The sequence below is a fragment of the Bifidobacterium platyrrhinorum genome, from assembly GCF_010667645.1.
Lineage (GTDB): Bacteria > Actinomycetota > Actinomycetes > Actinomycetales > Bifidobacteriaceae > Bifidobacterium > Bifidobacterium platyrrhinorum.
In genome coordinates this window covers 31,075-57,369 of the sequence record NZ_WHZV01000008.1, presented here as the reverse complement: position 1 = coordinate 57,369, position 26,295 = coordinate 31,075, and the positions used below count along the sequence as shown (strand labels likewise).

Genomic DNA, 26,295 nt, shown 5'->3' with positions numbered 1-26,295 from the left:
CCAACCCGTATGGGGGGTCCGTCCGGCGGCCTACCGGATCACCGGCCTACCGCATATCGGACGGACGCCGGACTCAGGCGTTGGCGTCCGAGGCGTCGCCGGAGTCATCGGACGAACCGGCGTCGCCGGCGTCCGTGCCCTCGTCGCCGAAGTCGGCGGTGCCGCCCTGGTCGTCGAGGAAGTCGTCCGGGTTGAAGTCCTCGCCGAGCTTCAGGTCGCCGAAATCGATGTTGGAGAAGTCCACATCGTTGATGTCGCCGTCGGTGAAGTCGAGGCCCTCGCCGTCGTCGCCACCGCCCAGACCGAAGTTCGGGTAGATGGTGTCGCGGATCGCCTTGTCCGGCTCGACCACCGCGTTGCGGTAGCGGGCCAAGCCGGTGCCGGCCGGGATGAGCTTACCGATGATGACGTTCTCCTTGAGGCCCTTCAGGTCGTCGACCTTCTGGTTCAGGGCGGCGTCGGTGAGCACGCGGGTCGTCTCCTGGAAGGAGGCGGCGGACAGCCACGAATCGGTGGCCAGCGAGGCCTTGGTGATGCCCATGAGCTCCGGACGGCCGGAGGCGGGCTTCTTGCCGGCCTTGACGGCGGCCTTGTTGACCTCGCGGAAGCGCTGCTGGTCGACCAGCTCGCCCGGCAGCAGGTCCGTGTTGCCGGAGTCGATGACGGTGACGCGGCGGCTCATCTGGTGCACGATGACCTCGATGTGCTTGTCGTGGATGTCCACGCCCTGGGAGCGGTACACGTTGTGCACCTCCTCCACGATGTTCATCTGGGCGGCGCGCTTGTTGAGGATGCGCAGGATCTTCTTCGGATCGACCGAACCCTCGACCAGCTGGGTGCCGGTGGCGACGTGCTCGCCGTCCTTGACCAGCAGCGGCACGCGGCGGGACACGCTGTACTGGATCGGCTTGATCTCGCCGTCCTCGACAGGGGCGCCGGAGTTGGCGTCAGGGGTGAGGATCACCTTGCGGCCGCGGTCGTCGTCCACCACCTTGATGGTGCCGGCGAACTCGGCGATCGGGGACTCGCCCTTCGGCGTACGGGCTTCGAAAAGCTCGGTGACACGGGGAAGACCCTGGGTGATATCGGAGGCCGAGGCGACGCCGCCGGAGTGGAAGGAACGCAGGGTCAGCTGCGTACCCGGCTCGCCGATGGACTGGGCCGCGACGATGCCGACGGTCTCGCCGACGTCGACCAGCTTGTTGGTGGCCATCGACCAGCCGTAGCACTTCGAGCACACGCCGCGCTTGGACTCGCAGGAGAGCACGGAACGGCACTTGACGAACTCGACGCCGTGGGCGACGAGGTCGTTGAGGACGTCCATCGACAGGGCGTCGTCGCGCTTGTACAGCACGGTGGCGCCGTCGGCCGGGTCGACCACGTCGGCCGCGAGCAGACGGGAGTACGGGCCGCCGTCGGCGTTCTTGACGAGCACGAGGTTGCCGTCGGCGTCGCGGTCGGCCACGCGCACCTGGATGCCCTGCTTGGTGCCGCAGTCCTCCTCGCGCACGATGACGTCCTGGGAGACGTCGACCAGACGACGGGTCAGGTAGCCCGACTCTGCCGTACGCAGTGCGGTATCGGCAAGGCCCTTGCGGGCGCCGTGCTGGGAGATGAAGTACTCCAGCACGGACAGGCCGTCGCGGTAGTTGGACTTCACCGGACGGGGGATGATCTCGCCCTTCGGGTTGGCCACGAGGCCTCGCATGCCGGCGATCTGGTTGATCTGCATCATGTTGCCTCGCGCGCCCGACTGGACGATGATGGCGAGGTTGTTGAGCGGATCGAAGTCGTGCTCCACGGCCTTGGAGACCTCGGCGGTGCACTTGGTCCACAGGTCGATGAGCTCCTGGCGGCGTTCCTCCTCGGTGAGCAGACCCATCTCGAAGTTCTCGTTGACGGTGTCGGCTTCCTTCTCGTAGCGGTCGACGAGCTTGTTGCGCTCGGCCGGCTCGATGACGTCGGAGAACGCGAAGGACACGCCGGACCACGGCGCGCGGGTGAAGCCGAGATCCTTCAGGGCGTCCAGCGAGGCGGCCACCTGGGCGGTGGAGTAACGGGTCGCGATGTCGTCGACGATCTTGGCCAGGCGCTTCTTGCCGACCTGCTCGTTGACGAACGGGTAGTCGACCGGCAGGGTCTGGTTGAACAGCACGCGGCCGTAGGAGGTGGCGAACAGCGTGGTGCCGTCCTGGAAGCGCTCCTCGTGCACGGTCTCCTCGCCGTTCTGGGCGGCCGGATCGGCGACCTTGAGGTCGCCCGGCTCCCAGTTGGCCGGCAGGATGAAGTCCTTCGGCACGCGGATGAGCACCTTGGCCTGCATGTCGATCTCGTGCAGGTCGAGCGCCATCTCGGCCTCGGCCAGCGAGGAGAACACGCGGCCCTGGCCCTTGGCGCCCTCCACCACGGTGGACAGGTAGTACAGGCCGAGGATCATGTCCTGGCTCGGCATGGTCACGGTGTGACCGTCGGCCGGCTTGAGGATGTTGTCGGAGGCCATCATCAGCGAGCGGGCCTCGGCCTGGGCCTCGGCGGACAGCGGCAGGTGGACGGCCATCTGGTCGCCGTCGAAGTCGGCGTTGAAGGCGGCGCAGGCGAGCGGCGGCAGGTGGATGGCCTTGCCCTCGACCAGGATCGGCTCGAAGGCCTGGATGCCCAGACGGTGCAGCGTAGGCGCACGGTTGAGGAGCACCGGATGCTCGGAGATGACCTCCTCGAGCACGCCGTACACCTCGGTGTCGCCGCGGTCGACCATGCGCTTGGCGCTCTTCATGTTCTGCGCGTAGTTCATGTCGACGAGGCGCTTGATGACGAACGGCTTGAACAGCTCGAGGGCCATCGGCTTCGGCAGGCCGCACTGGTGCATGCGCAGCGACGGGCCGACGACGATCACGGAACGGCCGGAGTAGTCGACGCGCTTGCCGAGCAGGTTCTGGCGGAAGCGGCCCTGCTTGCCCTTGAGCATGTCGGACAGGGACTTGAGCGGGCGGTTCGAGGCGCCGGTGACCGGACGGCCGCGGCGGCCGTTGTCGAACAGGGAGTCGACGGCCTCCTGGAGCATGCGCTTCTCGTTGTTGAGCATGATCTCCGGGGCGCCGAGCTCGATGAGGCGCTTGAGTCGGTTGTTGCGGTTGATGACGCGACGGTACAGGTCGTTGAGGTCGGAGGTCGCGAAGCGGCCGCCGTCCAGCTGGACCATCGGGCGCAGGTCCGGCGGGATGACCGGGATGACGTCGAGCACCATGGCCTCCGGCTTGTTGCCGGTGGACAGGAAGGCGTTGACGACCTTGAGGCGCTTGAGGGCCTTGGTCTTGCGCTGCTCGGACGCGTCCTTGATCTCCTCGCGCAGCTCGGCGGCGATGGCCTCGAGGTCGAGGGACTGCAGGCGCTTCTTGACCGCCTCGGCGCCCATGGAGCCCTCGAAGTAGTCCTCGTAGCGGTCCTGCATCTCGCGCCACAGGTCCACGTCGTCGATGATGTCGCCGGCCTTGAGCTTCTTGAACTTGTCGAAGACGGCGTTCAGGCGCGCGATCTGGTCGTCGTAGCGCTGGCGGATGCCCGCCATGTCGCGCTCGGCGCCGTTGCGCAGCTTGCCCTTGGCGGAACCGGTGGCCTCGCCGGCCTCCTCGAGCTCGTGCAGATCGGCCTCGACCTTCTTGGCGCGGTCCTCGATCTCCACGTCGCGGCGCTTCTCGAAGTTCGCGATCTCGTGGTCGAACTCGTCCTGCAGGTCCGGAAGGTCCTGGTGGCGCTGGTCCTCGTTCACGGCGGTGACCATGTAGGAGGCGAAGTAGATGACCTTCTCCAGGTCCTTCGGGGTGACGTTGAGCATGTAGCCCAGACGGGACGGCACGCCCTTGAAGAACCAGATGTGCGTCACCGGGGCGGCCAGCTCGATGTGGCCCATGCGCTCGCGGCGCACGCGGGAGCGGGTGACCTCCACGCCGCATCGCTCGCACACGATGCCCTTGAAGCGCACGCGCTTGTACTTGCCGCAGGCGCACTCCCAGTCGCGGGTCGGGCCGAAGATCTGCTCGCCGAACAGACCGTCCTTCTCCGGCTTGAGGGTGCGGTAGTTGATGGTTTCGGGCTTCTTGACCTCGCCGTGGCTCCAGCCGCGGATGTCGTCGGCGGTGGCCAGTCCGATCCTCATCTTGTCGAATGCGTTGACGTCCAGCACTGTTGTTGTGTCCTTACTTACGTTCTTGCGTTGCTCGATTGACTTGCTCGGGCGGGCGCCCGCCGTCCCATGCGGCGGGCGCCGTCGTGTTCACGTTCGGTCCGTGGCGTCCGTGGCCTCGCGGCCCGGACCCGCCGGCCTCACTGGTACTCGGGCTGCGGGGCGGCCTGGTCCTCCTTGGCGGCCGCGTCGGGGCGGGCGCCGATGTTGAAGCCGAGGTCGTCGGAGGAGCTGGACGGATCGTCGTCCTCGTCCTTCATGTCGATGGCCTGGCCTTCGGCGTTGAGCACCTCGACGTTCAGCGACAGGGACTGCATTTCCTTGAGGAGCACCTTGAAGGACTCGGGGATGCCCGCCGGCGGCAGGTTCTCGCCCTTGACGATCGCGCCGTAGACGCGCACGCGGCCGTCCACGTCGTCGGACTTGGTGGTCATCATCTCGTGCAGCGTGTACGCGGCGCCGTAGGCCTCGAGGGCCCACACCTCCATCTCGCCGAAACGCTGGCCGCCGAACTGCGCCTTGCCGCCCAGCGGCTGCTGGGTGATCATCGAGTACGGGCCGGTGGAGCGGGCGTGGATCTTGTCGTCGACCAGGTGGTGGAGCTTGAGCATGTACATGTAGCCCACGGAGATCGGACGGGCGAACGGCTCGCCGGTGCGGCCGTCGAACAGCGTGGCCTTGCCGTCCGGGCCGACCAGGCGGTCGCCGTCGCGGTTCGGCAGCGTGGTGGACAGCAGGCCCTTGAGCACGTCCGGCTTGACGCCGTCGAACACCGGGGTCGCGACCGGGGTGCCCGGCTCGGCCTTCTCGGCACCGGCGGGCACGAGCTTCTTCCACTCGGCCTCGAGGTCCGGGTCCAGGGAGATGTCCCAGCCGGAGTGCGCGATCCAGCCGAGGTGCAGCTCGAGCACCTGTCCGAGGTTCATTCGCGACGGCACGCCGAGCGGGTTGAGCATGATGTCGACCGGGGTGCCGTCGGCGAGGAACGGCATGTCCTCCTCGGGCAGGATGCGGGAGATGCAGCCCTTGTTGCCGTGGCGGCCGGAGAGCTTGTCGCCCACCGTGATCTTGCGGTGCTGGGCGATGTAGACGCGGATCATCTGGTTCACGCCGTTGGGCAGCTCGTCGCCGTCCTCCTCGGCGTCCTCGCGGGTGATCTCCTTGACGCCGATGACGGTGCCGGTCTCGCCGTGGGGCACGCGCAGGGAGGTGTCGCGCACCTCGCGGGACTTCTCGCCGAAGATGGCGCGCAGCAGGCGCTCCTCCGGGGTCAGCTCGGTCTCGCCCTTCGGCGTGACCTTGCCGACGAGGATGTCGCCGGCCTCGACCTCGGCGCCGATGCGGATGATGCCGCGCTCGTCGAGGTTCGCGACCGCGTCCTCGCCGACGTTCGGCAGGTCGCGGGTGATCTCCTCGGCGCCCAGCTTGGTCTCGCGGGCGTCGATCTCGTACTCCTCGATGTGGATGGAGGAGAGCGTGTCGTCCTGCACGAGGCGCTGGGAGATGATCACGGCGTCCTCGTAGTTGTAGCCGTTCCACGGCATGAACGCGATGAGCAGGTTCTTGCCGAGGGCCAGCTCGCCCTTCTCGATCGCCGGGCCGTCGGCCATCACGGTGCCGGCCTCGACGCGCTCGCCGTCGTGGACGATCGGACGCTGGTTGTAGCAGGTGGTCTGGTTGGAACGCTGGAACTTGGCCAGCTTGTAGGAGCTGGTCGTGCCGTCGTCGTTCATCACGCGGATCATGTCGGCGGAGACGTAGGTGACCACGCCGTCCTTCTCCGACTTGATGACGTCGCCGGAGTCGTTGGCGGCGCGCCATTCGGAGCCGGTGCCCACGAGCGGGCGCTCGGACTCGATCAGCGGCACGGCCTGGCGCTGCATGTTGGTGCCCATCAGCGCTCGGTGGCCCTCGTCGTGCTCGAGGAACGGGATCAGCGAGGCGCCGAGGGAGACCATCTGGCGCGGGGAGACGTCCATGTAGTCGACCTGGCTGACGGGCACATCGACCGCCTCCTCCTCGCCGACTCGGGCGAGGGCGGACTTCTGGACGAAGTTGCCGTTCTTGTCGAGCTCCTGGTTGGCCTGGGCGATCACGTGGTCGAGATCGCGGTCGGCGGTCATGTACTCGACCTCGTCGGTCACGTGGCCGTCGACGACCTTGCGGTACGGGGTCTCGATGAAGCCGAACGGGTTGACGCGGCCGAAGGTCGCCAGCGAGCCGATGAGGCCGATGTTCGGGCCTTCGGGGGACTCGATCGGGCACATGCGGCCGAAGTGGGACGGGTGCACGTCGCGCACCTCCATGGAGGCGCGGTCGCGGGACAGGCCGCCGGGGCCCAGCGCGGAGAGACGACGCTTGTTCGTCACGCCGGACAGCGGGTTGTTCTGGTCCATGAACTGCGACAGCTGCGAGGTGCCGAAGAACTCCTTGATGGTGGCGTTCACCGGGCGGATGTTGATCAGGGACTGCGGGGTGATGGCCTCGGCGTCCTGGGTGGTCATGCGCTCGCGCACGACGCGCTCCATGCGCGACAGGCCCGTGCGCAGCTGGTTCTGGATCAGCTCGCCGACCTGGCGGATGCGGCGGTTGCCGAAGTGGTCGATGTCGTCGACGTCCACGCGCAGGTCCACGTCCTGGCCGTTGCGCTTGCCCGGGAAGGTGTCCTTGCCGTCGTGCAGCGTGCACAGGTACTTGATGGTCGCGATGATGTCCTCGCGGTGCAGGGAGCGGTCGTTGACCTCGTTCTCCAGACCGAGCTTGCGGTCGATCTTGTAGCGGCCCACGCGGGCGAGGTCGTAGCGCTTGGTGTTGAAGTAGAAGGACTCCAGCAGGTTCCTGCCGGCCTCCGGGCTGGCGGTGTCGGCCGGGCGGATCTTGCGGTAGAGGTCGGTCAGGGCCTCGTCCTCGGTCTGCAGGGTCTCCTTCTCGAGGGCGTCGAGCACCAGCGGGTAGTCCTTGAACGCCTCGCGGATCTCCGGCTTGGTCATGCCGATGGCCATGAGGAAGACGATGGCGGACTGCTTGCGCTTGCGGTCCACGCGCACCTGCGGCTGGTCCTTCTTGTCGATCTCGAACTCGAGCCAGGCGCCGCGCGACGGGATGATCTTCGCGCCGAAGACCTCCTTGTCGGAGGTGCGGTCCTGCTGGCGGTCGAAGTAGACGCCCGGGGAGCGCACGAGCTGGGAGACGATGACACGCTCGGTGCCGCCGATGATGAAGGTGCCGTGCGGGGTCTGCAGCGGGAAGTCGCCCATGAACACGGTCTGGGACTTGATCTCGCCGGTGTCGCCGTTCTCGAACTCGGCGTTGACGTACAGCGGCGCGGAGTAGGTGTAGTCCTTCTCCTTGCACTCCTGGACCGTGTGGCGCGGCTCCTCGAAGTACGGGTCGGAGAAGGTCAGGGACATGGTCTTGCCGAAGTTCTCGATCGGGGAGATCTCCTCGAAGACCTCGTCGAGGCCCGAGGTGTGCGGCGTGGTGACGGTGCCGTTCTCCTCGTCCTTGGCGACGCGCGCCTTCCAGCGGTCGCTGCCGATCAGCCAGTCGAAGCTGTCGGTCTGCACGCCCAGGAGGTAGGGCACGTCGATGGGTTCCTTGATGGAACCGAAGTTCACGCGGTCCGACGCCTTGTGCAGGTCGATGTCGTGCTGGTCGGCGCGTGCGGTGATGGTGGTGGTGTTCGTCGTAGCTTCAGTAGCAGCCAATGGACGTTCCTTATCGCTCGCTTTGTGTTCGTTTTCCCCGGAAGCGCGCATGGCCACCATATGCCTATGCGAGCGCTTCATTGTTGGAGGCATGCCCGCAATATGACACACCGTATGCAAATTACAAAGAATAGCGGTATGCGAGGACTTTCTCGGCGTCCGTTCACTGCACCTCGACGGTGACCTTCTCGCTGGTCACCTTCGGCGCGTTCTTCAGGCTCAGTTCGGCGGTGTACGTGCCGCGGTCCACCTTCGGCAGGTCGTCCTGGTTCTCGACGCACTGGTCCGACGTGCGGTTCGCGCCCCAGGTCATCGACTGGATGTCCTTGTCGCCCTTCGCCATGAGCAGCTGCCGTGCCTCGGCCGGGCAGGCGTCGGAACGCCACACCACGTCCCCTCCCGAGCGGATGGTGAGCACGCGGCCCGAATCGGAGGCGTCCACGAGGCAGGAGTCGGTCCCCTCGTGCTCGATGGTGGCGACGAACTCCAACGAGCCGCCGACCGGCACGGTGGCGGTCTTCGCCGTGAGCAGGAGCCTCGTGTCCTTCGCCGAGCAGTCCTTCACGCCGGAGCTTTTGTGCGGCGTGGTGACCTCGCCGCGTTCCAGCGCCACGCGGCTCACCCCGCCCCACGTGGCATCGAACGCCGCGGCGGCCCCGCGGCCCAGCGAATACACGCAGAACGACACGAGCGCGAGCGCGACGAGCAGGACGACGCCGACGACGATGCGGCGACGACGGTAGATCGCCCGCTGCCGTTTGCTCAGCCTGCGTTTGCCGGCGTTCCTCGTTGCGCCCATGACGTCCTCTCGCATGATGATTGCCGATGTGATTGACCGCGCGACCCGCCGGGATCCCGACGCGTCGCGATGCTTTCAGTGTACGGACCGGCCACCCCGGGAAGGTTCAGTCCAGCGGCAGCCGGACCGAACCGCCGGGCAGCATCTCGATGAGGCCGTCCTCGTCGAGGCCCGCCACGCAGCGGTCGAGCTGCGCATGGTCCTTCCACAGCGTTTCGATCGTCGCGCGTTCCAGCGCGTTCTCCCCCTCGGGCAACCTGCGCAGCGCGTCGAGCACGATGCCGCGCACCTGCCGGTCGGTGCCCTGGAACCGTTGTCGCGGACGCGTACGCCGCTGTCCCAGACCGGGACGTCCGGCGGCGAGGAACGCGCAATCGTCCCGCACCGGGCAGTGGTCGCACAACGGCGATTTCGCCGTGCACACCAACGCGCCCAACTCCATCACCGACTGGTTCCACGTGACGGAGCGTGCGGCGTCGCGCGGCAGCACCCCGGCGGCGAGCGCCCGCTCCGCCGGGCTCGCCGCGCCGCCCCGCGACTCCTCGCCCGCGAACACGCGCGAGAGCACGCGGCGGATGTTGGTGTCGATCACGGCGATCCGTTCGCCGTACGCGAAGCTCATCACCGCGCTCGCCGTGTAGTCGCCGACGCCGGGCAGCGCGGTCAGCGCATCGTAGCCGTGCGGGAGCCCGTCGCCGCATTCGGCTGCGACGACGCGCGCGCATTCCTGCAGACGCAACGCCCGCCGCGGATAGCCGAGACGCCCCCACATCGTGATCACGTCGGATTTCGGGGCGTCGGCGAGCGCGGCGGCGTCGGGCCATCGTTCCATCCACGCGGTCCAGTACGGCACGACGCGGCTCATCTGCGTCTGCTGGCTCATCACCTCGGAGACGAGAACGCCCCAAGGCGTGGTCCGGCCGAAGCGCCACGGCAGGTCGCGGGCGTTGGCCTCCCACCATGCGGCGAGACGCGGGCGCACCCGGGCGGCGCGGGCGGCCGTGCCGGAGGCCGTTCCCTCGCCCACGGATATGTCCATGTCCGCGGATGCGTTCATGTCCGCGGCCGCGCCCGCCGTCCCGTCCATCGCCGCCGCATGCGGCGCTGCGCCCGCCGCGGCGTCCGATGCCACGCCACCGACCATGCCGACTCCATCGGCCATCCTCCACCGCCTTCCCCGTGTCCTGCGGCGTACCGCCCGGCCGGACCGGCCCGTGCGCACGCCAAGGCCTTCATTGTGCCGTCGCCGGCGTACATCCGCCGCATCGCGAGACCGGCCGACCCTGTCCGTCGCGGTAGACTGGATGGTGGATGGATGCACGAGGATGTGCACCGGACACCGGCGCTTGGGGAGGCCGGCGGCGGATGCGGACCGTTCCGCATGAGGGAGGATCATGATGATGCGCATTCGGGGAAATTCCCGTCACGGGATTCACGGAATCGACGGAATTCACGGAATTCACGGCGCTCCGCGACGGTTCGGCGTCCCGGCCGCGGCTTCGCTGGCCGCCGCCGCGCTGTCGGCCGCCCTGATGGCGGTTCCCCTGCTCGTGCCGCAGGCATGGGCGGCGGGCGGGGCGCCCCGCCTGAAGGAGGTCGCGGCCATCGACCTGCCCGGCGAATACGACCGCGCCTCATGCCAGTCGGCCGGAAGCGACGGCGCCACGGCGCTGTGCACCGGGGCCGGCGACCGCGATACGGGGATCTTCGCCGTGAACGTGAAGGACGGGTCGACGGTCCCCATCAAGACGAAGGGCGCGGCGCTCTCCGAGGACGGCAAGTACGTCTACTACGTGCAAGGCAACCTTTCGGAGATTGACGGCTATTCCTCGTCGGACGCCGGGTGGGACCTCATGAGGATGAACGTGTCGACGAAGGACTCCTCGCCGATGACGTACCAGGTCGGCGACACGTGGGTCTACGCCGCCCACGGCGATTCCGTGTTCCTCTACAAAAACGACGCCAACCAGGACCGCATGAAGACGGTGGACACGGGCACCGGGGACGTCGTCGCGCAAACGGACATGCAGTCGGGCGCGATGCCGGTGTTCTCCCCGGATTACGGCCGGATGTACACGATGGTGATCACCGGCGACGGTTCCGAATCGCTGCGGACCATCGAACCGAAGACGGGCAGGACGCTGGCCACGGTGCCCGTGACGTCGGATTCCGGCTCTCTCGAAGGATCGTCGCTGTCCCTGTCGTCGATCACGCCCGACGGCAAATCCCTCATCGTACGGGTCAACGACAGCGTCGAGGGGAGCGCCGTATACCGTATGGACGTCGCCAGCGGGCGTTTGCATGCACTGTCCGACCACGCGTACGCCGTCACCGCCACCTACCCGTTGTGGAACTCCCCGGACGGCTACGCGCTGATGATGGCGGCCGATTCGGGTTCGCCCGCGGACGGCGTGCCGCGCGCCGAATTCGGCGACGTCGCCTCGCTGGACGTGGTGAACCTCTCCGACGGCAAGACGATCTCGAGCATCGGCATGCCCGCCGAATTCCTGGACGCCGTCGGCGGCGACTCGCATGGGCTGGCGGCGGCCCTGCTGTCCGACGGACGGTACGCCGTGACGGCCAGGCCCGCGAACGGCGCCCTGCGTCTGGCCGTCATCGACATGACCAGCGGTGCCGTCACCACCATGGACACCTCGCCGGGCATCGACGTGACGGGCGTGACCACAGGCGCGGTCAGCAAGGACCGGGGCAGGCTGTTCGTGTCCGTGACCGACGGCGGGAAGGCCAAGCTGCTGGTGTACGACACCGGCCTGGGTCCGTCCGGATCACGCGCGTTGTGGATATGGGGAGGCGTCGCGGTCCTGGGCGTGGCCATCGCGGTCACGGCGGTGCTGGTGGCGGTCAGAAGGCGCGGCGGCCGCGGCGCCCTGGAAGGAGTGACGGCCAGGCCCCGGCCGACCGCGCCTTCTCCCGTTTCCCCGATGTCTGCGGGCGCCAGGCCCCGGCCGAAGTTCTGCGGCGGATGCGGCGCCCCGGTGGAACCGGGCAGCGACGTGCGGTTCTGCACGCAATGCGGACGCCCGTTGCGGATCTGACGACGGGACCGGGGCGTCAGGCCGACGATGGCTCGGGTCCGACGGTCGCGTCGGAGCCACAATCCCGATCCATGCAACCATGCCGTGTCATCCGGCCTTGTCCGTGCGCGGCGTCCCGCCGGGCGTCACCTGCCGCCGGCGAAGTTCAGCTGGCGCCACGCCTCGTAGATGGCGATGGACGCGCAGTTGGTGAGGTTCAGGCTGCGCAGGCTCGGGCGCATCGGCAGCCTGACCTGCTCGGCCACGTGCGGGCCGGCCATGATGTCCATCGGGTCGGGGATGTTGCCCGGTTCCGGCCCGAACAGCAGGATGTCGGTCGGCTTGTATTCGATCTCCGTATACAGCTTCGTGGCGTGCGCGGTGAACGCGATGATGCGCGAGTTCGGCATCGACTCGACGAGGTTCTCGAAGTTCGGGTGCAGCACCACGTGCGCCATGTCGTGGTAGTCGAGGCCCGCGCGGCGCAGCTTCGTGTCGCGCAGGTTGAAGCCGAGCGGCTCCACCAGGTGCAGGATCGTGCCGGTCACCGCGCACAAACGGATCGCGGAGCCGGTGTTGCCGGGGATGCGCGGCGAGTAGTAGCACAGGTGCGGGGTGACGGTCTCCGCCTCGGCCGCCTTCTCGGCGGTGAGCATCGCGTCGACCACGCTGATCGGGTTGCCGTGCGCGTCGGTCACGAGCTCGTCCGGCCCGTAGTTCGACTTGCGGTAACCGTATTCGAACATCTTCTCGACCTTGTCCTCGGGATTGCCTTGGACCTCGGGATTGCCTTGAACGCCCGTCTGCTCCGCCATATTCCCACCACCTTGGTTCCTGCGTGCGTGATTCGACCTTCGAGCATAGGACAAGCTCTGCCCCGCCCCGGCTCTGGCTCCGCCCCGACCGCAGCGGTCACTCCACCCGGATCCTGGGCACTCCCGCATCACGGAGCATCATGAACAGACCATTCGAGAAGGCAACGTCCTCATAGGTGCAATGGAGGATCGTGGTCACACCGGCGGCACGCAATGCCCGATCACGGTCATTCTGCTCCCTGAGCACCTGCTTGGCCGTACGCCCCCGCGTCATGGAGGGTTTCTCGTACTTGGCCATGCCGTCGTATTCGAGTACGATCATGCGACCGTCGTACAGTCTCCAGAGAAAATCGACGCGGTATCGGCGCGCGGGATACGAGGGATCGCAGATCTCGACCTGGAGTTCCGGCACGGCGAACCCATCGGCGATGAGGGACGCGCGGACCAGGGATTCGCCGCCATTCTCGCTGTTCGCGTCAACGCATCCCAACAGCGATTCGATCGGCGCACGGTCCGTGTGCATCCCCTTGCACGACTCCTTCACCGACCGCATGTCGACGCCCTTACGTGCCGCGGAGTCGAAGATCGGCAACGCGTACCGGAACGGGATGCATAAGGCGCAGTCGATCAGGGTCCGGGCAGCCGCCGTCACCGGAACGCCGTCCACCCGGACCGCCGTGATCGACGGCATATACAGACGCCGTATCCCGTATTCCGCGGCATCGCCGCCATGCCGAGACCGGGATCCGGCCGTGTTCCCAAGGCGGTCGAATATCCGCCTCCGGTCGACGATCCCGTCCCCCGATCGATCGGCCACATACACGACGCCGTCATGAAGCCCCCATGAGTGGTCGAAGCCATAGGCGTCGGCGGCGGTCAGTCCGGAGAACACCCAGTCCGGATGCAACCGGGACAACCCGCGCGCCACGTGCAGCGAACGTTGGCATCGATCCAGATCCTTCCAATACTCCGGCGGCGCATACAGGTTCGGGTATGGGGATACCAGCTCCCCGACCTTCCGCCTCCGTTTCAGCGCCCTCCTCATCGCATCCGTACGTCCGACCGCGCAACGACGTTCCCGACGCGCCTGCCCGAGCTCGGCGACCACACCGTTGTGCCGTTTCATGACCTCACGGTAGGCGCCGCCGGCACGGCACGGCAACCCCCGTTCATACATGGGGATAACCATGGAACGTCCTGTGGATAATCAACCGGGAAACCTTTTCCTGTGGATGATCTTCCATCGGATAAACACCTGACGGATAAACACCTGACGGATAAGCATCTGACGGATAAGCACTCGTCAAACAGGTGATCAGACCGTCATGGACGACCGCTTACGATCGTTGCATCCTTCCGACTCCTGTTTCCGGAAAAACCCGGCGTACGTTCGACCGGAGTTTATTTCTTCCCGTCCGATTGGACGTACGCTGAGTCGTCGTCAGCGTACGTCCAACCGGATGGTGCCGGAAAATCCCCGGTCGAACGTACGCCGAAATAAGGGAACACCCGGAACACGGGGTTCCTCACGGATCCCGGTGTCCGTCCCCGGTATCCATCCTGATCCCCATCCCGGGATCCATCCCGGTGTCCGTCCCGGAATCTGTCCCCGGAATCCGTTTCGGGATCCGTCCCCGGGATCCATCCGGCATCTGTTCTCGACATCCGGCCCGGAATCCGTCCCGGAATCCGTCCTGATATCCATCCGGAATCCGTCCCGGGATCCTCGGATCAGTTCTTGAACGAGTGGATCGGGGCGGGGATGCGGCCGCCGCGGGTGACGAACGCCTCGCACGAGGTCTGGTTGACCGGGATGATCGGCGCGTAGCCCATGAGTCCGCCGAAGTTGGCCATCTCGCCGACGCCCTTGCCCTCGACCGGGATGACGCGCACGGCGGTGGTCTTCTGGTTGACCATGCCGATGGCCGCCTCGTCGGCGATGATGCCGGAGATCGTCGCGGCGGACGTGTCGCCCGGGATCGCGATCATGTCGAGGCCGACCGAGCACACGCAGGTCATCGCCTCGAGCTTCTCGATGGTGAGGCAGCCGTTGCCGGCCGCGTCGATCATGTTCTTGTCCTCGGAGACCGGGATGAACGCGCCGGACAGTCCGCCCACGTAGGAGGACGCCATGATGCCGCCCTTCTTCACCTGGTCGTTGAGCATCGCGAGCGCGGCGGTCGTGCCGGGCGCGCCCACCTGTTCGAGGCCGATCTTCTCCAGCACTTCGCCGACCGAATCGCCCACGGCCGGGGTCGGCGCGAGCGACAGGTCGATGATGCCGAACGGCACGCCCAACCGGCGCGACGCCTCCTGCGCGACGAGCTGGCCGACGCGCGTGATCTTGAACGCGGTGCGCTTGATCGTCTCGCACAGGAACTCGAAGTCCTTGCCCTTGGCGGCGTCGAGCGCGCGCGAGACGACGCCGGGGCCGGAGACGCCCACGTTGATGACCGCGTCGCCCTCGGTCACGCCGTGGAAGCCGCCCGCCATGAACGGGTTGTCGTCGGGCACGTTGCAGAAGGCGACGAACTTCACGCAGCCGTAGGAGTCGATGTCGGCCGTGGCGTGCGCGATGTCCTTGACGATGTGGCCGAGCAGCTCGACCGCGTTCATGTCGATGCCGGTCTTCGTGGAGCCGACGTTGACGGACGAGCAGACCACGTCGGTCTCGCTCAGCGCCTGCGGCAGGGAGCGGATGAGCAGCTCCTCGGCCGGGGTCATCGCCTTCGAGACGAGCGCCGAATAGCCGCCGATGAGGTTGACGCCGACCTCCTTGGCCGCGCGGTCGAGCGCGTGGGCGATCCTGACGAAGTCCTCGGAGGTCTTGCAGCAGCTCGCGCCGACGAGCGAGATCGGGGTGACGGTGATGCGCTTGTTGACAATCGGGATGCCGTAGTCGCGTTCGATGTCCTCGCCGGTGGAGACGAGGTCCTTCGCGTACGTGGTGATCTTGCGGTAGATGTTGTCGCAGGTCTCGTCGACGCTTTCGCCCGCGCAGTCGAGCAGCGAGATGCCCATCGTGATGGTGCGCACGTCGAGCTTCTCCTGCTCGATCATCTGGTTGGTCTCGTGGACCTCCATGATATTCAGCATGGTGTGGTTCCTCCTGCCTCAGATGCGGTGCATCTTGGTGAAGATCTCCTCGCGCTGGCAGCGGATGCGCACGCCGATGTCGTCGCCGAGGTCCTCGAGGTTGCCGACCATGGCGCTGAACTCCTTGTCGGAGTTCGCGTAGTCGACGATCATCATCATGTTGAAGTAGCCGTCGATGATGGTCTGGGAGATGTCGAGCACGTTGACGTTGTGCTGCGACAGGTAGGTGCATACGCGTGCGATGATGCCGACGGTGTCCTGGCCGACGACGGTGATGATTGCCTTGTTCATGGCGCTCCCTGATGTGGTGGAAGGTGGAAATCGATCCGCGGAAAAACGAAAAACGGGTGCTCACCAGTATAGGTGAACACCCGTTACGCGGATTCGCGACGTCCACGGACACCGTCGCCCACAGACGCAGACACGGCACACGGCCGTCCGGCCATCCATGGCCGGCGGCGGCCGAACGGGCGGCCACCGCCATCGTCAGGTCACGCTACGCGGCGAGGTCCTTCGGCTTCGCCTCGGCGGCGCCGACCTCGACCGGCGTCATCTCCGGCTCATGCGCGCGTTCCTTCAGTGCGAACGAGAGGACGAGCACGACGGCGATGAGCGCGAGGCCGAACAGGTAGCCGAAGCGGGAGCCGTCCACGAAGCCCTGCGCGGGGTTCGTGCCGCCGCCGGCCGTGTAGGCCGTCTGGCCGAGGCCGAGCAGGCAGGTGGCGACGGCGGTGGACACGGCGCCGCACACCTGCTGCATCGTGTTGAGGATCGTGCTGCCGTCGGCGGCCATGTGCATCGGCAGCGCCTTGAGCGCGGCGGACTGCGTGGACTGCTGGATGAACGGGATGCCGACCATCACGATGATGTGCGCGGCGAGGAACAGGGCGACGGGCGAGCCGGTGCCGATGGCGAAGAACAGCGCGCCGCCGACCGCGGTCATCGCCACGCCGATCCAGACGAGGCGGCGGGCGCCGTGGCGGTCGAACAGGCGGCCGGCGCCCAGCGTGCACAGCGCGTTGACGATGCCGCCGGGCAGCATGAGCAGGCCGGCGACGGTGGAGCTCAGGCCAAGGCCGCGCTGCAGCTCCTGCGGCACGAGGTACATGAACGCGAGCGTGCAGGCGAACGAGCAGGAGACCATGACGGCCGGCGTGCGGAACGCCGCGATGCCGAGCGCACGCAGGTCGAGCAGCGGCGTGGCGATGGTGAGCTGGCGGTGCGCGTAGAAGGCGAGCACGACGACGCCGACGACGAGCAGTCCGACGACGGCCGACGAGAAGCCCATGTCGCTCACGAGGCTCACGCCGGCGACGAGGCAGCCGAAGCCGAGCGCGGACGCGAGGATGGAGAGCATGTCGACGGCCGGGCGGGTGCGCTCGATGGGCGTGACGAAGAACAGCGCGGTGCAGGCGAGCGCGACGGCGGCGATCACGGCGAACAGCACGAAGATCGCACGCCAGGAGACGGCGCCGATGAGCGTGCCGGCGACGGTCGGGCCGACGACCGGCGCGAACATGACGACCAGCCCGGCCACGCCGTTCGCGGCGCCGATCTTCGCCGGCGGGAACACGTGCATGATGGCCGCGTACAGGGTGGGCAGCACGATGCCGGTGCTCACGCCCTGCACGATGCGGCCGGCGAGCAGCACGGGGAACGTGGTCGCGAACGCGCACACGATCGCGCCGACGAGGAAGCATGCGAGCGCGAACAGCACGAGCGTCTTCGCCCTGACCCACTTGAGCAGGAAGCCGACGCACGGCAGCACGATGCCGATGGCGAGCATGTAGCCGACGACCATCCACTGCGCGGTGCCGGAGGAGACGGCGAATTCGTCCATGAGATCGGGGATGGCGATGTTCATCGACGTCTCGGAGAGCATGCCGAGGAACGCGCCGAAGTACAGGCCGAGCATGACGCGGTGCGGATGCGCGAAGCGCGGGGCGGGCTCGCCGCCGGGCACGGGCGTGGCGACCTCGTAGGAGATGCGGTCGAGATGCGGCTGGGCCGCCGCGGAACCGGCGTTGGGATCATTGATGGTTGTCTGATCGGACAACGGAAAACCTCTTCTTGTCTGTATCCACACGTCGCCGCCGGGCGATCCCCCCCCCACATGGGCGGCATACCGCAGCATGGCCGCAGACCAGACCGCATGGCCGCGCACGCCGCGCGTTTCGTGGGAAACGCACGGCGGCGGCATCATCGGCGGGGAATCGAGAACCCCTAACGTCCGGGTCCCGACGGCAACGAAAAACCGCATGCCCCAAGGCGGAGAATGCGCCGGAGGCATGCGGTTATCAAGTCGAGATGTGACCGTAGTACGTTTTTCGTTTTTTCGTAAGCGAGCCGGGCGTGTCGCAGCGGCCTCCCCCAGTCCGCTCCGCGGACAGTCCCCCTCGTCAGAGGGGGCCGAGAAACGCGCTGCACTCACCGTCTGCGCACGACGTCACGTCCGGTGCCGCGCATCGTGTTCTCCGCGGTCTTCGCGGCCGCTGGGGTCACGCCGCGTTCGCGCGCGGCCTGCTTCATCTTCGGGTTCTCCGGGCCTTCGTTGGGAGGCAGCTGGCACAGCCACTCCCCCACGAGTCCGACAATCATGTCCGCGAGGCAGATCACGCCGGTGACCGCGCATTCGGTCACGGCCTGCGCGTAGAAGTCGGCCTCGATGTGCCCCACGGAGGGGATGATCTGGCCGAAATACCAGCCGGCGAGCGCCGCGCCGGCCAATGCCAGCGCCTTGGCGAGCACGAGCGTGTGGAACGCGAGCGTCGGGTTGACGAAGGTGCGCGGGCGTTTGCGCGGGTCGGTGGTCGCATACTTGTGCACGTTGATCGCGAGCACGAGCACGAGCACGCCGATGGCGACGAGCAGCGCCGCGACGAACCAGGGCGCGCCGATCAGCGTGAGCCCGTACCGTTCCCCGAGCACGGCGACGCCCGCGCCGGCCGCCAGCCCCAGTGCCAGGCCGAGCGCCGGCTGCCACCATGGTGTCCTATGCGCCTTCATCGTGTGTCCTTCCGATCGTCCGTCCGATGCCGGGCGGTTCCCGTGTATCCGCGTGTCCTCGCGTATCCGCGCGCTCCGGCGGTTCGCGTCATTTCGCCCCGATGATCCAGTTGTCGCTCAGCTGCCCGACCATCCCCGCGTCGGGGGCCATCGCGAGCAGGAACGACACCGGGTCGCCGCCGAGCGTGGCGTTCGGGTCCATGTCCATCCACGGCGCGAGCACGGAGGCATGCGTCCTGGCCGACGGCCACGGCACGCGGCAGTCCGGTTCGTCGGAGGTCACGTGCTCCATGTCGACGAGGTCGAGGTCGATCCCGCCGTCGTGCGTGCGTTCGATGGCGCCGAGCGCGGCGATGAGCGCGCGTGCGCCGAGTCTCGTCTCGATCTGGATGACGGCGCTCATCGCGTCCGGGCCGTCGAAGCTGCTCACGTGGTAGAGCGGCGAGATGCCGTCGACCTGGTTGCCGGGCAGCCCGTCGATGGCGACGATCGCCTCGCGGAACAGATGCTCGGCATCGGTGGAGGTCGAGTCCATCGAGATGACGGCCTTGAGCGGGATCGTCGCGCCGCCCGCGAGGTCGTGTCCGGCCGCGGAGCCCTCGGCCGGGGCGGCGGGATCCACAACACCATCGGAACCGGCGGCACCGGCGGCACCGGCATCGCCCGCCCTCACGCCACCGTCGTCGTGCGCCGTGCCGCTCATCCAGTCCCCGGCGAGACGTTCGACCGGCGGTTCGTCGCCGTCCGCCTCGGCGAGCATCCCCTCGGCGAGTTCGTTCACCGGACCGCCGTGCATGCCCCTGAGATCGGCGTGCGGGTCGAGCGCCGCCCACGGCACGAGCACGAACGCCCGCTGCCATGCGCGCGGATGCGGCAGGGTTAGGTCAGGGTCGTCGGATTCGATGCCGTCGTAGTCGATGATGTCGAGGTCGAGCGTGCGGCTCGCCCAATGGTTCTCGCGCGTGCGGCCGTGGTCGGCTTCGATGCGCTGGAGTCCCGCGAGCAGCGCGCGGGCGTCGAGCGTGGTGGTCGCCTCGACCACGGCGTTGAGGAAGTCGGGGGCGCCGTCGGCCATGCCCCACGCGGCGGTGCGGTAGAGCGGCGAGACTCCGGTGACCTGCGTGCCGTCGAGCGCGTCGATGCGACGCACCGCGTCGCGCAGCGTCGCCTCCACGTCGCCCTGGTTGCCGCCGAGCGCGATGACCGCATGATGCGTCGCTGCGCCGGCATCGGCGGACGCGGTCGTGCCGGCACCGCCCGCCGCGTCGTTCCCGGCGTCCGCCGCCGCACGCGAACGGGTGATGGTCACGGCCACGTCGTCGAACGGCACGGTGATCGGCGCGTGCGGCTTGTGCACGGTCACGTCGACCGTGCGGATCGGGTCGATGGCGAGCAGCGCGTCGGCGATGTCCTGCGCGAGCTTTTCGATGAGGTCGACATGCGCGCCTTCGATGACGGCGACGATCGCCTTGGCGGCGCGGCCGTAGTCGACGGTGTCGGCGAGCGCGTCGGACCGGCCGGCGGCGGCGAGGTCGAGGTGGAGCGTCGCGTCCACGACGAACGGCTGCGCGCGCTCGTGTTCGAAGTCGAGCACGCCGTGCGTGCCGTTGGCGCGTACGCCGGTCAGTGTGATCGTGTCCATGTCGGTTCCTTCCGTCTCACCCCGCGTATTCGCGCCACGTGTCGCCGACGGCGACGGCGGCGCGGCTGCGGGCCACGTCGTGCACGCGCACCGCCCACGCCCCGTGTTCCGCGCACAGGGCGCTGAATGCGGCGGTGGCGTCGTCGCGCGCGTCCATCGTCGGGTCCGTGAATCCCGCCTTGTCGAGGATGGCGGTGATGAAGCGTTTGCGCGATTGGCCGATGAGCACCGGGTATCCGCTCGCGCGGAACAGGTCGAGACCGGCGAGCAGCGGCAGGTTGTGTTCGATGCCGGGCTTGGAGAAGCCCAGGCCCGGGTCGATGACGATGCGTTCGGGGGCGACTCCGGCGGCGAGCACCGCGTCGACCTGGCGCATGAGCTCGTCGTGCACGTCCCGCAATACGCCGTGCTCGTAGTGCGAGGTGTCGGCGTCGGGGGCGCCGGCCTTGGAGCCGGCGAGCCAGCCGCGCCAATGCTGCACGATGTACAGGCAGTCGTGGTCGGCGACGACGTGCGGCAGTTCCGTGTCGAGCGTGCCGCCGGACACGTCGTTGATGATCTGCGCGCCGGCGTCGAGCGCCGCGGCGGCGACGGCCGCACGCGTCGTGTCGATGGACAGCGTCGCGCCCGCGGGAACGAGCGCCTCGACCGCGCCGGTCACGCGTGCGAGCTCGTCCTCCTCGCTGACACGTTTGGCGCCCGGCCGCGTCGATTCGGCGCCGACGTCGATGATGTCCGCGCCGGCGGCCATCATCGCGCGCCCATGGTCGGCGGCGGCGCGCGGGTCGAGCCACAGGCCGCCGTCCGAGAACGAGTCCTCGGTGATGTTGAGCACGCCCATGACGAGCGTGCGATCCGTGTCATGCAATGCCTTGAGACCCGTCATCCCGTTCCCCTTCATCGATGGTTCTCCCCTTCACCGCAGTGAGGCCCCCTTGCGGGAGCCTCACTTCCGGCCGTAACGGCTATCTGCTCATGATCAGGCTCATGGCCTCGGCGCGGGTGGCGGGGTTGCGCAGCAGTCCGCGCACCGCGGAGGTCACCGTGCGCGCCTCGGATTTACGCACGCCGCGCATCGACATGCACAGGTGCTCGCATTCGGTCACGACGATCACGCCGCGTGCGCCCGCATAGTCGACGAGCGCGTCGGCGACCTGCTGGGTGAGGCGTTCCTGCACCTGCGGACGCCGGGCGTACACCTCGACGAGCCGGGCGAGCTTGCTCAGGCCCATGACCCCGTCCTTGGCGGGGATGTACCCCACATGGGCGACGCCGTGGAACGGCAGCAGATGGTGCTCGCACACCGAATACAGCTCGATGTCCTTGACGAGCACCAGCTCCTCGGTGTCCACATCGAAATGCTTCTCGAGCACATGCTCGGGCGAGGCGCCCAGGCCGGCGAACAGCTCCCTGCCGGCGCGGGCGATGCGGTCCGGGGTCTCCACGAGGCCCTCGCGGTCCGGATCCTCGCCGATCGCCTCGAGGAAGAGGCGCACGGCCCTGCGCACGCCCTCCTCGTCGTAGGAGGGGGCGTCGCCGTCGCCGCGCGTCTGGCCGGCGGCGACGTGGCCGCGGGGCGACTGCGGCAGCGAGACCTGCAGGACGGAACCGTCCTGCGCCGCGCGGGACTGTGCCTGCGCGGGGGCGCCGGGACCGCCGTGGCCGGCATGGTGCGGCCGTGACTGCACCATGCCGGGCTTGCGGGATACGTCGCCGGCATTCCTCGCGTCGGCGTTCTCACGGACCAGCGACGGCGAATCCGGCAGGGAGATGTTCTGCGCGTGCCTTGCCATCGGTCACTCCCCCGGCTTCATGCCGACCGAACGCTTGAGCGATTCGGGGATCTCGACCGGCGGCAGGTCGGAGTCGGGGCGCTTCTCGTCGGACAGCCACACCGGGCGGACCGGCGCCTTGCGGATCGGCGCGAAGATCGCGGCGAGCTCCTTCTCGTTCAGGGTCTCCTTGACGAGCAGCTGGCGCACGAGCTCGTCGAGGATGTCACGGTTCTCGTTGATGATGTTCCACGCCTCGGTGTGCGCGGTCTCCACGAGCTTGAGCACCTCCTCGTCGATGACCTCGGCGGTGCGGTTCGAGTAGTTGTGCGGCGCGAGGGCGCCCAGGTCGCCGCTCTGGTCCTCGTCGCCCGTCCACTTGATGGCGCCCAGCTTCTCGGAGAAGCCGTACTGCGTGATCATCGTGCGGGCGATGTTCGTCGCCTTCTCGATGTCGTTGGACGCGCCGGTGGTCGGGTCGTGGAACACGATCTCCTCGGCGGTGCGGCCGCCCATCGCGTACGCCATCTGGTCGAGCAGCTGGTTGCGCGACTGCGAGTAGCGGTCGGAGGTGGGCATCACGGCGGTGTAGCCGAGCGCGCGGCCTCGCGGCAGGATCGTCACCTTGGTGACCGGGTCCGTGTTGTGCAGCGCGGCGGCGACGAGCGCGTGGCCGCCCTCGTGGTAAGCGGTGTTGCGCAGCTCGTCGAGCGCCATGCCCTTCGACTTGCGCTTCGGGCCGGCCTGGACACGGTCGATGGCCTCGTCGATGGCGCGGTTGTCGATGAGCTGGGCACCGGCGCGGGCGCACAGCAGCGCGGCCTCGTTGAGCACGTTGGCCAGGTCGGCGCCGGTGAAGCCCGGCGTGCGCACGGCGACCATGTGCAGGTCGACGTCCGGCACGAACGGCTTGCCCTTGGCGTGCACCTTGAGGATCGCCTCGCGGCCCTCGAGGTCCGGCGCGGCCACGCCCACCTGGCGGTCGAAGCGGCCCGGGCGCAGCAGGGCCGGGTCGAGCACGTCGGGGCGGTTCGTCGCGGCGATGATGATGAGGTTGGTGTCGTTGTCGAAGCCGTCCATCTCGACGAGCAGCTGGTTGAGCGTCTGCTCGCGCTCGTCGTGGCCGCCGCCCATGCCGGATCCGCGCTTGCGGCCGACGGCGTCGATCTCGTCGATGAAGATGATGGCGGGCGCGTTCTTCTTCGCCTCGTCGAACAGGTCGCGCACGCGGGAGGCGCCCAGACCGACGAACATCTCGACGAAGTCGGAGCCGGCCATCGCGTAGAACGGCACGCCCGCCTCGCCGGCGATGGCGCGCGCGAGCAGCGTCTTGCCGGTGCCGGGAGGGCCGTACAGCAGCACGCCGCGCGGGATGCGGGCGCCCAGCGCCTTGTACTTGGACGGGTCCTTGAGGAAGTCCTTGATCTCCTCGACCTCGGCGAGCGCCTCGTCCTCGCCGGCCACGTCGGAGAACTTGGTGTTCGGGGTCTGGCCTTCGAGCAGCTTGCCGTTGTTCTTCTTGCCGCCCATGCCGAGCATGCCGCCGGCGCCGCCCATGCGGCTCATGAGCCACCAGAACAGGGCGAAGAAGATGATGAACGGCAGGATCGAGGTGAGCAGGTAGCTGAGCATGCTCGTCTCCTCGATGGAGGCGCTCCAGCCCTTCGACGGGTTGGCCTTCTCGACCGCCTTGAGGATATCCTGTCCCTGAGCGAACGTGTAGTAGAACTGGACCTTGTCGCCGTAGTTGTGGTTCTTGCCGGTGTCCGGGTCCTTCTTGTTGTAGTCGCTCTTGAGCTCGAGGGTGACCTTCTGCTTGTTGTCGACGATCTTGGCGTAGCTCACCTGCTCGTTGTTGAGCAGCTGCAGGCCGTCCTTGGTGTCGATGGTCTGGGTGCCGGTGCCGCTGAACATCTGGAACATCAGCGCGACGAGCACCACGACGACGGCGCCCCACAGCCACGGGGACTGCCAGAACGGCTTGTCGCCGTTGCCGCCGTTGCCCTGCTTGCCGTTGTTGTTGCGGTTGCCGCCATTGTCGTTGCGGCGGAACGGATTGTTGAACGGGTTGCCGTTATTGCCGTTGTTCGGCTGTCCGGGCCCCTGGGGGAAGCTCATGCCTGTTCTCCTTGATATACTGCCGGCTTCAGCACCGCGATGGAATCGAGGTTGCGGTAACGCTCGTCGTAGTCCAGGCCGAATCCGACGACGAACTCGTCCGGGATCTCCAGCCCCTTGTACTTCACGTCCACGTGCACCTCGCGGCGCGCGGGCTTCTCCAGCAGGGCGAAGATCTCGACCGATGCGGCCCCGCGCCGCTTCAGTTCCTCGACCAGCCATGCCAGCGTGCGGCCGGAATCCACGATATCCTCGACGATGAGAATGTGCCGACCGCGAACATCGGTCGACAGGTCCTGGCGGATCGTCACCGTGCCGCTGGAGGTGGTGCCGGAGCCGTAGCTCGACAGGCTCATGAAATCGAGCTGGCAGGGGATGGACAGCGCCTGCGAGAACGCGGCGATGGTGTTCACCGCCCCCTTGAGCACCGCCACCAACAGCGGGTCCTTGCCCCGGTAGTCCTCGCTCGCCTGCGCGGCGGCCTTGGCGATGATGGCCTGGATCTCCTCTTTGCTGACCAGCTCGTGGTCGATGTCGTCATGTACGTCAGCGATTCGCATGCCCACCATATTGGCACAGGCGAGTGACGTGTTTCTTAGGGATTGCTGGGAAACCTCAGAGTTTCGTCAGTGAGGCGGCGAAGGCGTCGAGGGCCTGGTTCGCCGACCATCCGTTCGACGGGTTGTTGACGATCGCGGCGAAGGTGAGTACGCCCCCGTCCGCGCGCGAGACGTTGCCCACCAGCGAGCGCACGGTGTCCAGGGCGCCGGTCTTGACGCGCAGCAGGCCGCGGGCCGAGTCGTCGCCCACGCGGTTCCTGACCGTGCCGACGAGGCCCGGCAGCGCCAGGCCCTCGGACGCGGCGGCGGCCCCGCCGTCGGGGTCCACGTATTTCGACTGCACCTGGGCGAGCGTGAGGACGGTGAGCGTGGTGCCCGGCGCCAGTCCTGAGCAGCTGGTCAGGTGCATGCCCTCGGTGGACACCCCGTGTTCCCCGAGCACCTTGGCGACGGCCTTGACGTCGCCGTCGATCGAATTGCCGGTGCCGAGCTTCAGGGCGGTGAGACGGCCGAACAGCTCGGCGAGCGTGTTGTCCGAATGGCGCAGCATGAACGCCAGCACCTCGTTGAGCGGCGCCGAGCTCACCTTGGCGAGCCGCGCGGATTCCCCGACGCCGCTGACGTCCTGCGAATCGAGGACCTGGATGCCCTGCTGCGCCAGCAGGCCCTTGAACGCGGCGGCGGCATCGTCGGCCGTGCTCTGCGAAAGCATCGGGTAATCGGTGAACTCGTCCGGATCCTCGGCGGCCAGGCCGGTCCAGTCGCGTCCGCCGTCCACCGCCATCGAGGAGATCGGCGTGTAGTAGCGGTTCTCGCCGTTGTTCTCGTCGATGTCCGTCGGCGTGCGGTCGTCGCCGAACAGCGTGTCGTCCGCGGCGACGGCCACGGAGGTGATGCCCTTCGCCTTGAGCGCGTCGGCGGTCCGCCGCGCGAGGGTGGCCAGGCCGGCGCGCCCGTTGACGTGGGAGGGGTCGGATTCGCCCAGGCCGAGCAGCATGTCGCCGCCTCCCTTGAGCACGACGGTCGGGTTGTCCGAGGCGTGGGTGAGGTAGGTGGAGGTGTCGAGGGTCGATCCCATCTCCAGCGTGCTCGCGGCCGCGAACGCGGTGAGGGTCTTCGTCGTGGAGGCGGGTTCGCGGGCCGTGCCGGCCTCGTGCTCGGCGACCACGTTCCCCTTCGCGTCGGCGATGACGACCGAATAGTCGGAGCCGACGCCCTCCGCCTTGCCCAACGTCTCGATGAGCCGGGCGGCCTGCGCCTTGTCGACGGGCTTGTCCGCGTCGGCGTCGCCGGCCACGACGCCCGCCGCGACGGTGGAGGCGGGATCGGGGTAGGTGCGCACGGCGACCGGGTCGAGGGTGAGCATGCCCGGCGCGACGTCGAACACGTCGGCGACGGTGTAGCCGATTCCCGTGGCGAGTGTGAGCGCGACGCAGGTCGCGCACACGGCCACGCGGTGACGTGCGGGTGATGCCGTTCGTCCGTTGTCTGCCACATCCGCTCCTTACTGCCCCGGACCATTGTCCCGGATTCACTGTCCCGGATTCGTCCGGTGTCGGTGTGTC

The 26,295-nt window shown here is 67.9% G+C and carries 17 protein-coding genes; 1 reads left to right on the top strand and 16 read right to left on the bottom strand.

Features of this window, described 5'->3' with window-relative positions; all coding sequences use genetic code 11:
* Window positions 1–73: 73 nt before the first annotated feature.
* The 4 genes from GFD21_RS08800 to GFD21_RS08785 form a co-directional block, all read right to left on the bottom strand.
* Window positions 74–4,180, bottom strand: a complete 4,107-nt coding sequence (locus tag GFD21_RS08800) for a DNA-directed RNA polymerase subunit beta' (RefSeq protein ID WP_163197603.1) — start codon at window positions 4,178–4,180, stop codon at window positions 74–76.
* A 140-nt stretch (window positions 4,181–4,320) separates the two neighbouring features.
* Window positions 4,321–7,887, bottom strand: a complete 3,567-nt coding sequence (gene rpoB / locus GFD21_RS08795) for a DNA-directed RNA polymerase subunit beta (protein ID WP_163197602.1) — start codon at window positions 7,885–7,887, stop codon at window positions 4,321–4,323.
* Window positions 7,888–8,050: 163 nt separating this feature from the next.
* Window positions 8,051–8,701 carry a hypothetical protein gene (locus GFD21_RS08790; RefSeq protein WP_404801574.1) on the bottom strand — a complete coding sequence of 217 codons (651 nt, stop codon included), beginning with the start codon at window positions 8,699–8,701 and terminating at the stop codon, window positions 8,051–8,053.
* Between the two features lie 91 nt (window positions 8,702–8,792).
* Window positions 8,793–9,725 carry an A/G-specific adenine glycosylase gene (locus tag GFD21_RS08785; RefSeq protein ID WP_163197659.1) on the bottom strand — a complete coding sequence of 311 codons (933 nt, stop codon included), beginning with the start codon at window positions 9,723–9,725 and terminating at the stop codon, window positions 8,793–8,795.
* A 493-nt stretch (window positions 9,726–10,218) separates the two neighbouring features.
* On the opposite strand from GFD21_RS08785, the gene GFD21_RS08780 reads away from it, so the two are divergent.
* Complete coding sequence (locus GFD21_RS08780) at window positions 10,219–11,742, top strand: zinc ribbon domain-containing protein (RefSeq protein WP_163197600.1); 1,524 nt, start codon at window positions 10,219–10,221, stop codon at window positions 11,740–11,742.
* Window positions 11,743–11,867: 125 nt separating this feature from the next.
* Here GFD21_RS08780 and GFD21_RS08775 read toward each other — a convergent pair whose 3' ends face one another.
* The 12 genes from GFD21_RS08775 to GFD21_RS08720 all read right to left on the bottom strand — a co-directional run bounded on the left by GFD21_RS08775 (window position 11,868) and on the right by GFD21_RS08720 (window position 26,225).
* Window positions 11,868–12,536 (bottom strand): tRNA (cytidine(34)-2'-O)-methyltransferase, encoded by a 669-nt coding sequence (locus GFD21_RS08775; protein WP_163197599.1) that lies wholly within the window; start codon window positions 12,534–12,536, stop codon window positions 11,868–11,870.
* Window positions 12,537–12,633: 97 nt separating this feature from the next.
* Window positions 12,634–13,428 (bottom strand): hypothetical protein, encoded by a 795-nt coding sequence (locus GFD21_RS08770; RefSeq protein WP_163197598.1) that lies wholly within the window; start codon window positions 13,426–13,428, stop codon window positions 12,634–12,636.
* 839 nt (window positions 13,429–14,267) lie between these two features.
* Complete coding sequence (locus tag GFD21_RS08765; RefSeq protein ID WP_163197597.1) at window positions 14,268–15,632, bottom strand: PFL family protein; 1,365 nt, start codon at window positions 15,630–15,632, stop codon at window positions 14,268–14,270.
* 18 nt (window positions 15,633–15,650) lie between these two features.
* The gene (locus tag GFD21_RS08760; RefSeq protein WP_034525826.1) at window positions 15,651–15,923 is read right to left on the bottom strand and encodes an ACT domain-containing protein; all 273 of its coding nucleotides are present in this window, start codon (window positions 15,921–15,923) and stop codon (window positions 15,651–15,653) included.
* A 205-nt stretch (window positions 15,924–16,128) separates the two neighbouring features.
* Window positions 16,129–17,595 (bottom strand): DHA2 family efflux MFS transporter permease subunit, encoded by a 1,467-nt coding sequence (locus GFD21_RS08755; protein WP_318643754.1) that lies wholly within the window; start codon window positions 17,593–17,595, stop codon window positions 16,129–16,131.
* A 464-nt stretch (window positions 17,596–18,059) separates the two neighbouring features.
* Window positions 18,060–18,638, bottom strand: coding sequence for a DUF3180 domain-containing protein (locus GFD21_RS08750; RefSeq protein WP_163197596.1), 579 nt, complete (start codon window positions 18,636–18,638; stop codon window positions 18,060–18,062).
* A gap of 88 nt (window positions 18,639–18,726) precedes the next feature.
* On the bottom strand, window positions 18,727–20,280 hold the full coding sequence (gene folK, locus GFD21_RS08745; protein ID WP_163197595.1) for a 2-amino-4-hydroxy-6-hydroxymethyldihydropteridine diphosphokinase: 1,554 nt from the start codon (window positions 20,278–20,280) through the stop codon (window positions 18,727–18,729).
* 16 nt (window positions 20,281–20,296) lie between these two features.
* Window positions 20,297–21,166: a dihydropteroate synthase gene (gene folP / locus GFD21_RS08740; RefSeq protein WP_163197594.1), complete on the bottom strand. Its 870-nt coding sequence runs from the start codon at window positions 21,164–21,166 to the stop codon at window positions 20,297–20,299.
* A 79-nt stretch (window positions 21,167–21,245) separates the two neighbouring features.
* Complete coding sequence (gene folE / locus GFD21_RS08735) at window positions 21,246–21,869, bottom strand: GTP cyclohydrolase I FolE (RefSeq protein ID WP_404801576.1); 624 nt, start codon at window positions 21,867–21,869, stop codon at window positions 21,246–21,248.
* 207 nt (window positions 21,870–22,076) lie between these two features.
* Window positions 22,077–24,170 (bottom strand): ATP-dependent zinc metalloprotease FtsH, encoded by a 2,094-nt coding sequence (gene ftsH, locus GFD21_RS08730; RefSeq protein WP_163197593.1) that lies wholly within the window; start codon window positions 24,168–24,170, stop codon window positions 22,077–22,079.
* On the bottom strand, window positions 24,167–24,730 hold the full coding sequence (gene hpt, locus GFD21_RS08725) for a hypoxanthine phosphoribosyltransferase (RefSeq protein ID WP_191996917.1): 564 nt from the start codon (window positions 24,728–24,730) through the stop codon (window positions 24,167–24,169). The genes ftsH and hpt overlap by 4 nt, the downstream gene beginning before the upstream one ends.
* 55 nt (window positions 24,731–24,785) lie before the next feature.
* Window positions 24,786–26,225, bottom strand: a complete 1,440-nt coding sequence (locus GFD21_RS08720; RefSeq protein WP_163197591.1) for a D-alanyl-D-alanine carboxypeptidase — start codon at window positions 26,223–26,225, stop codon at window positions 24,786–24,788.
* Window positions 26,226–26,295 lie beyond the last annotated feature (70 nt).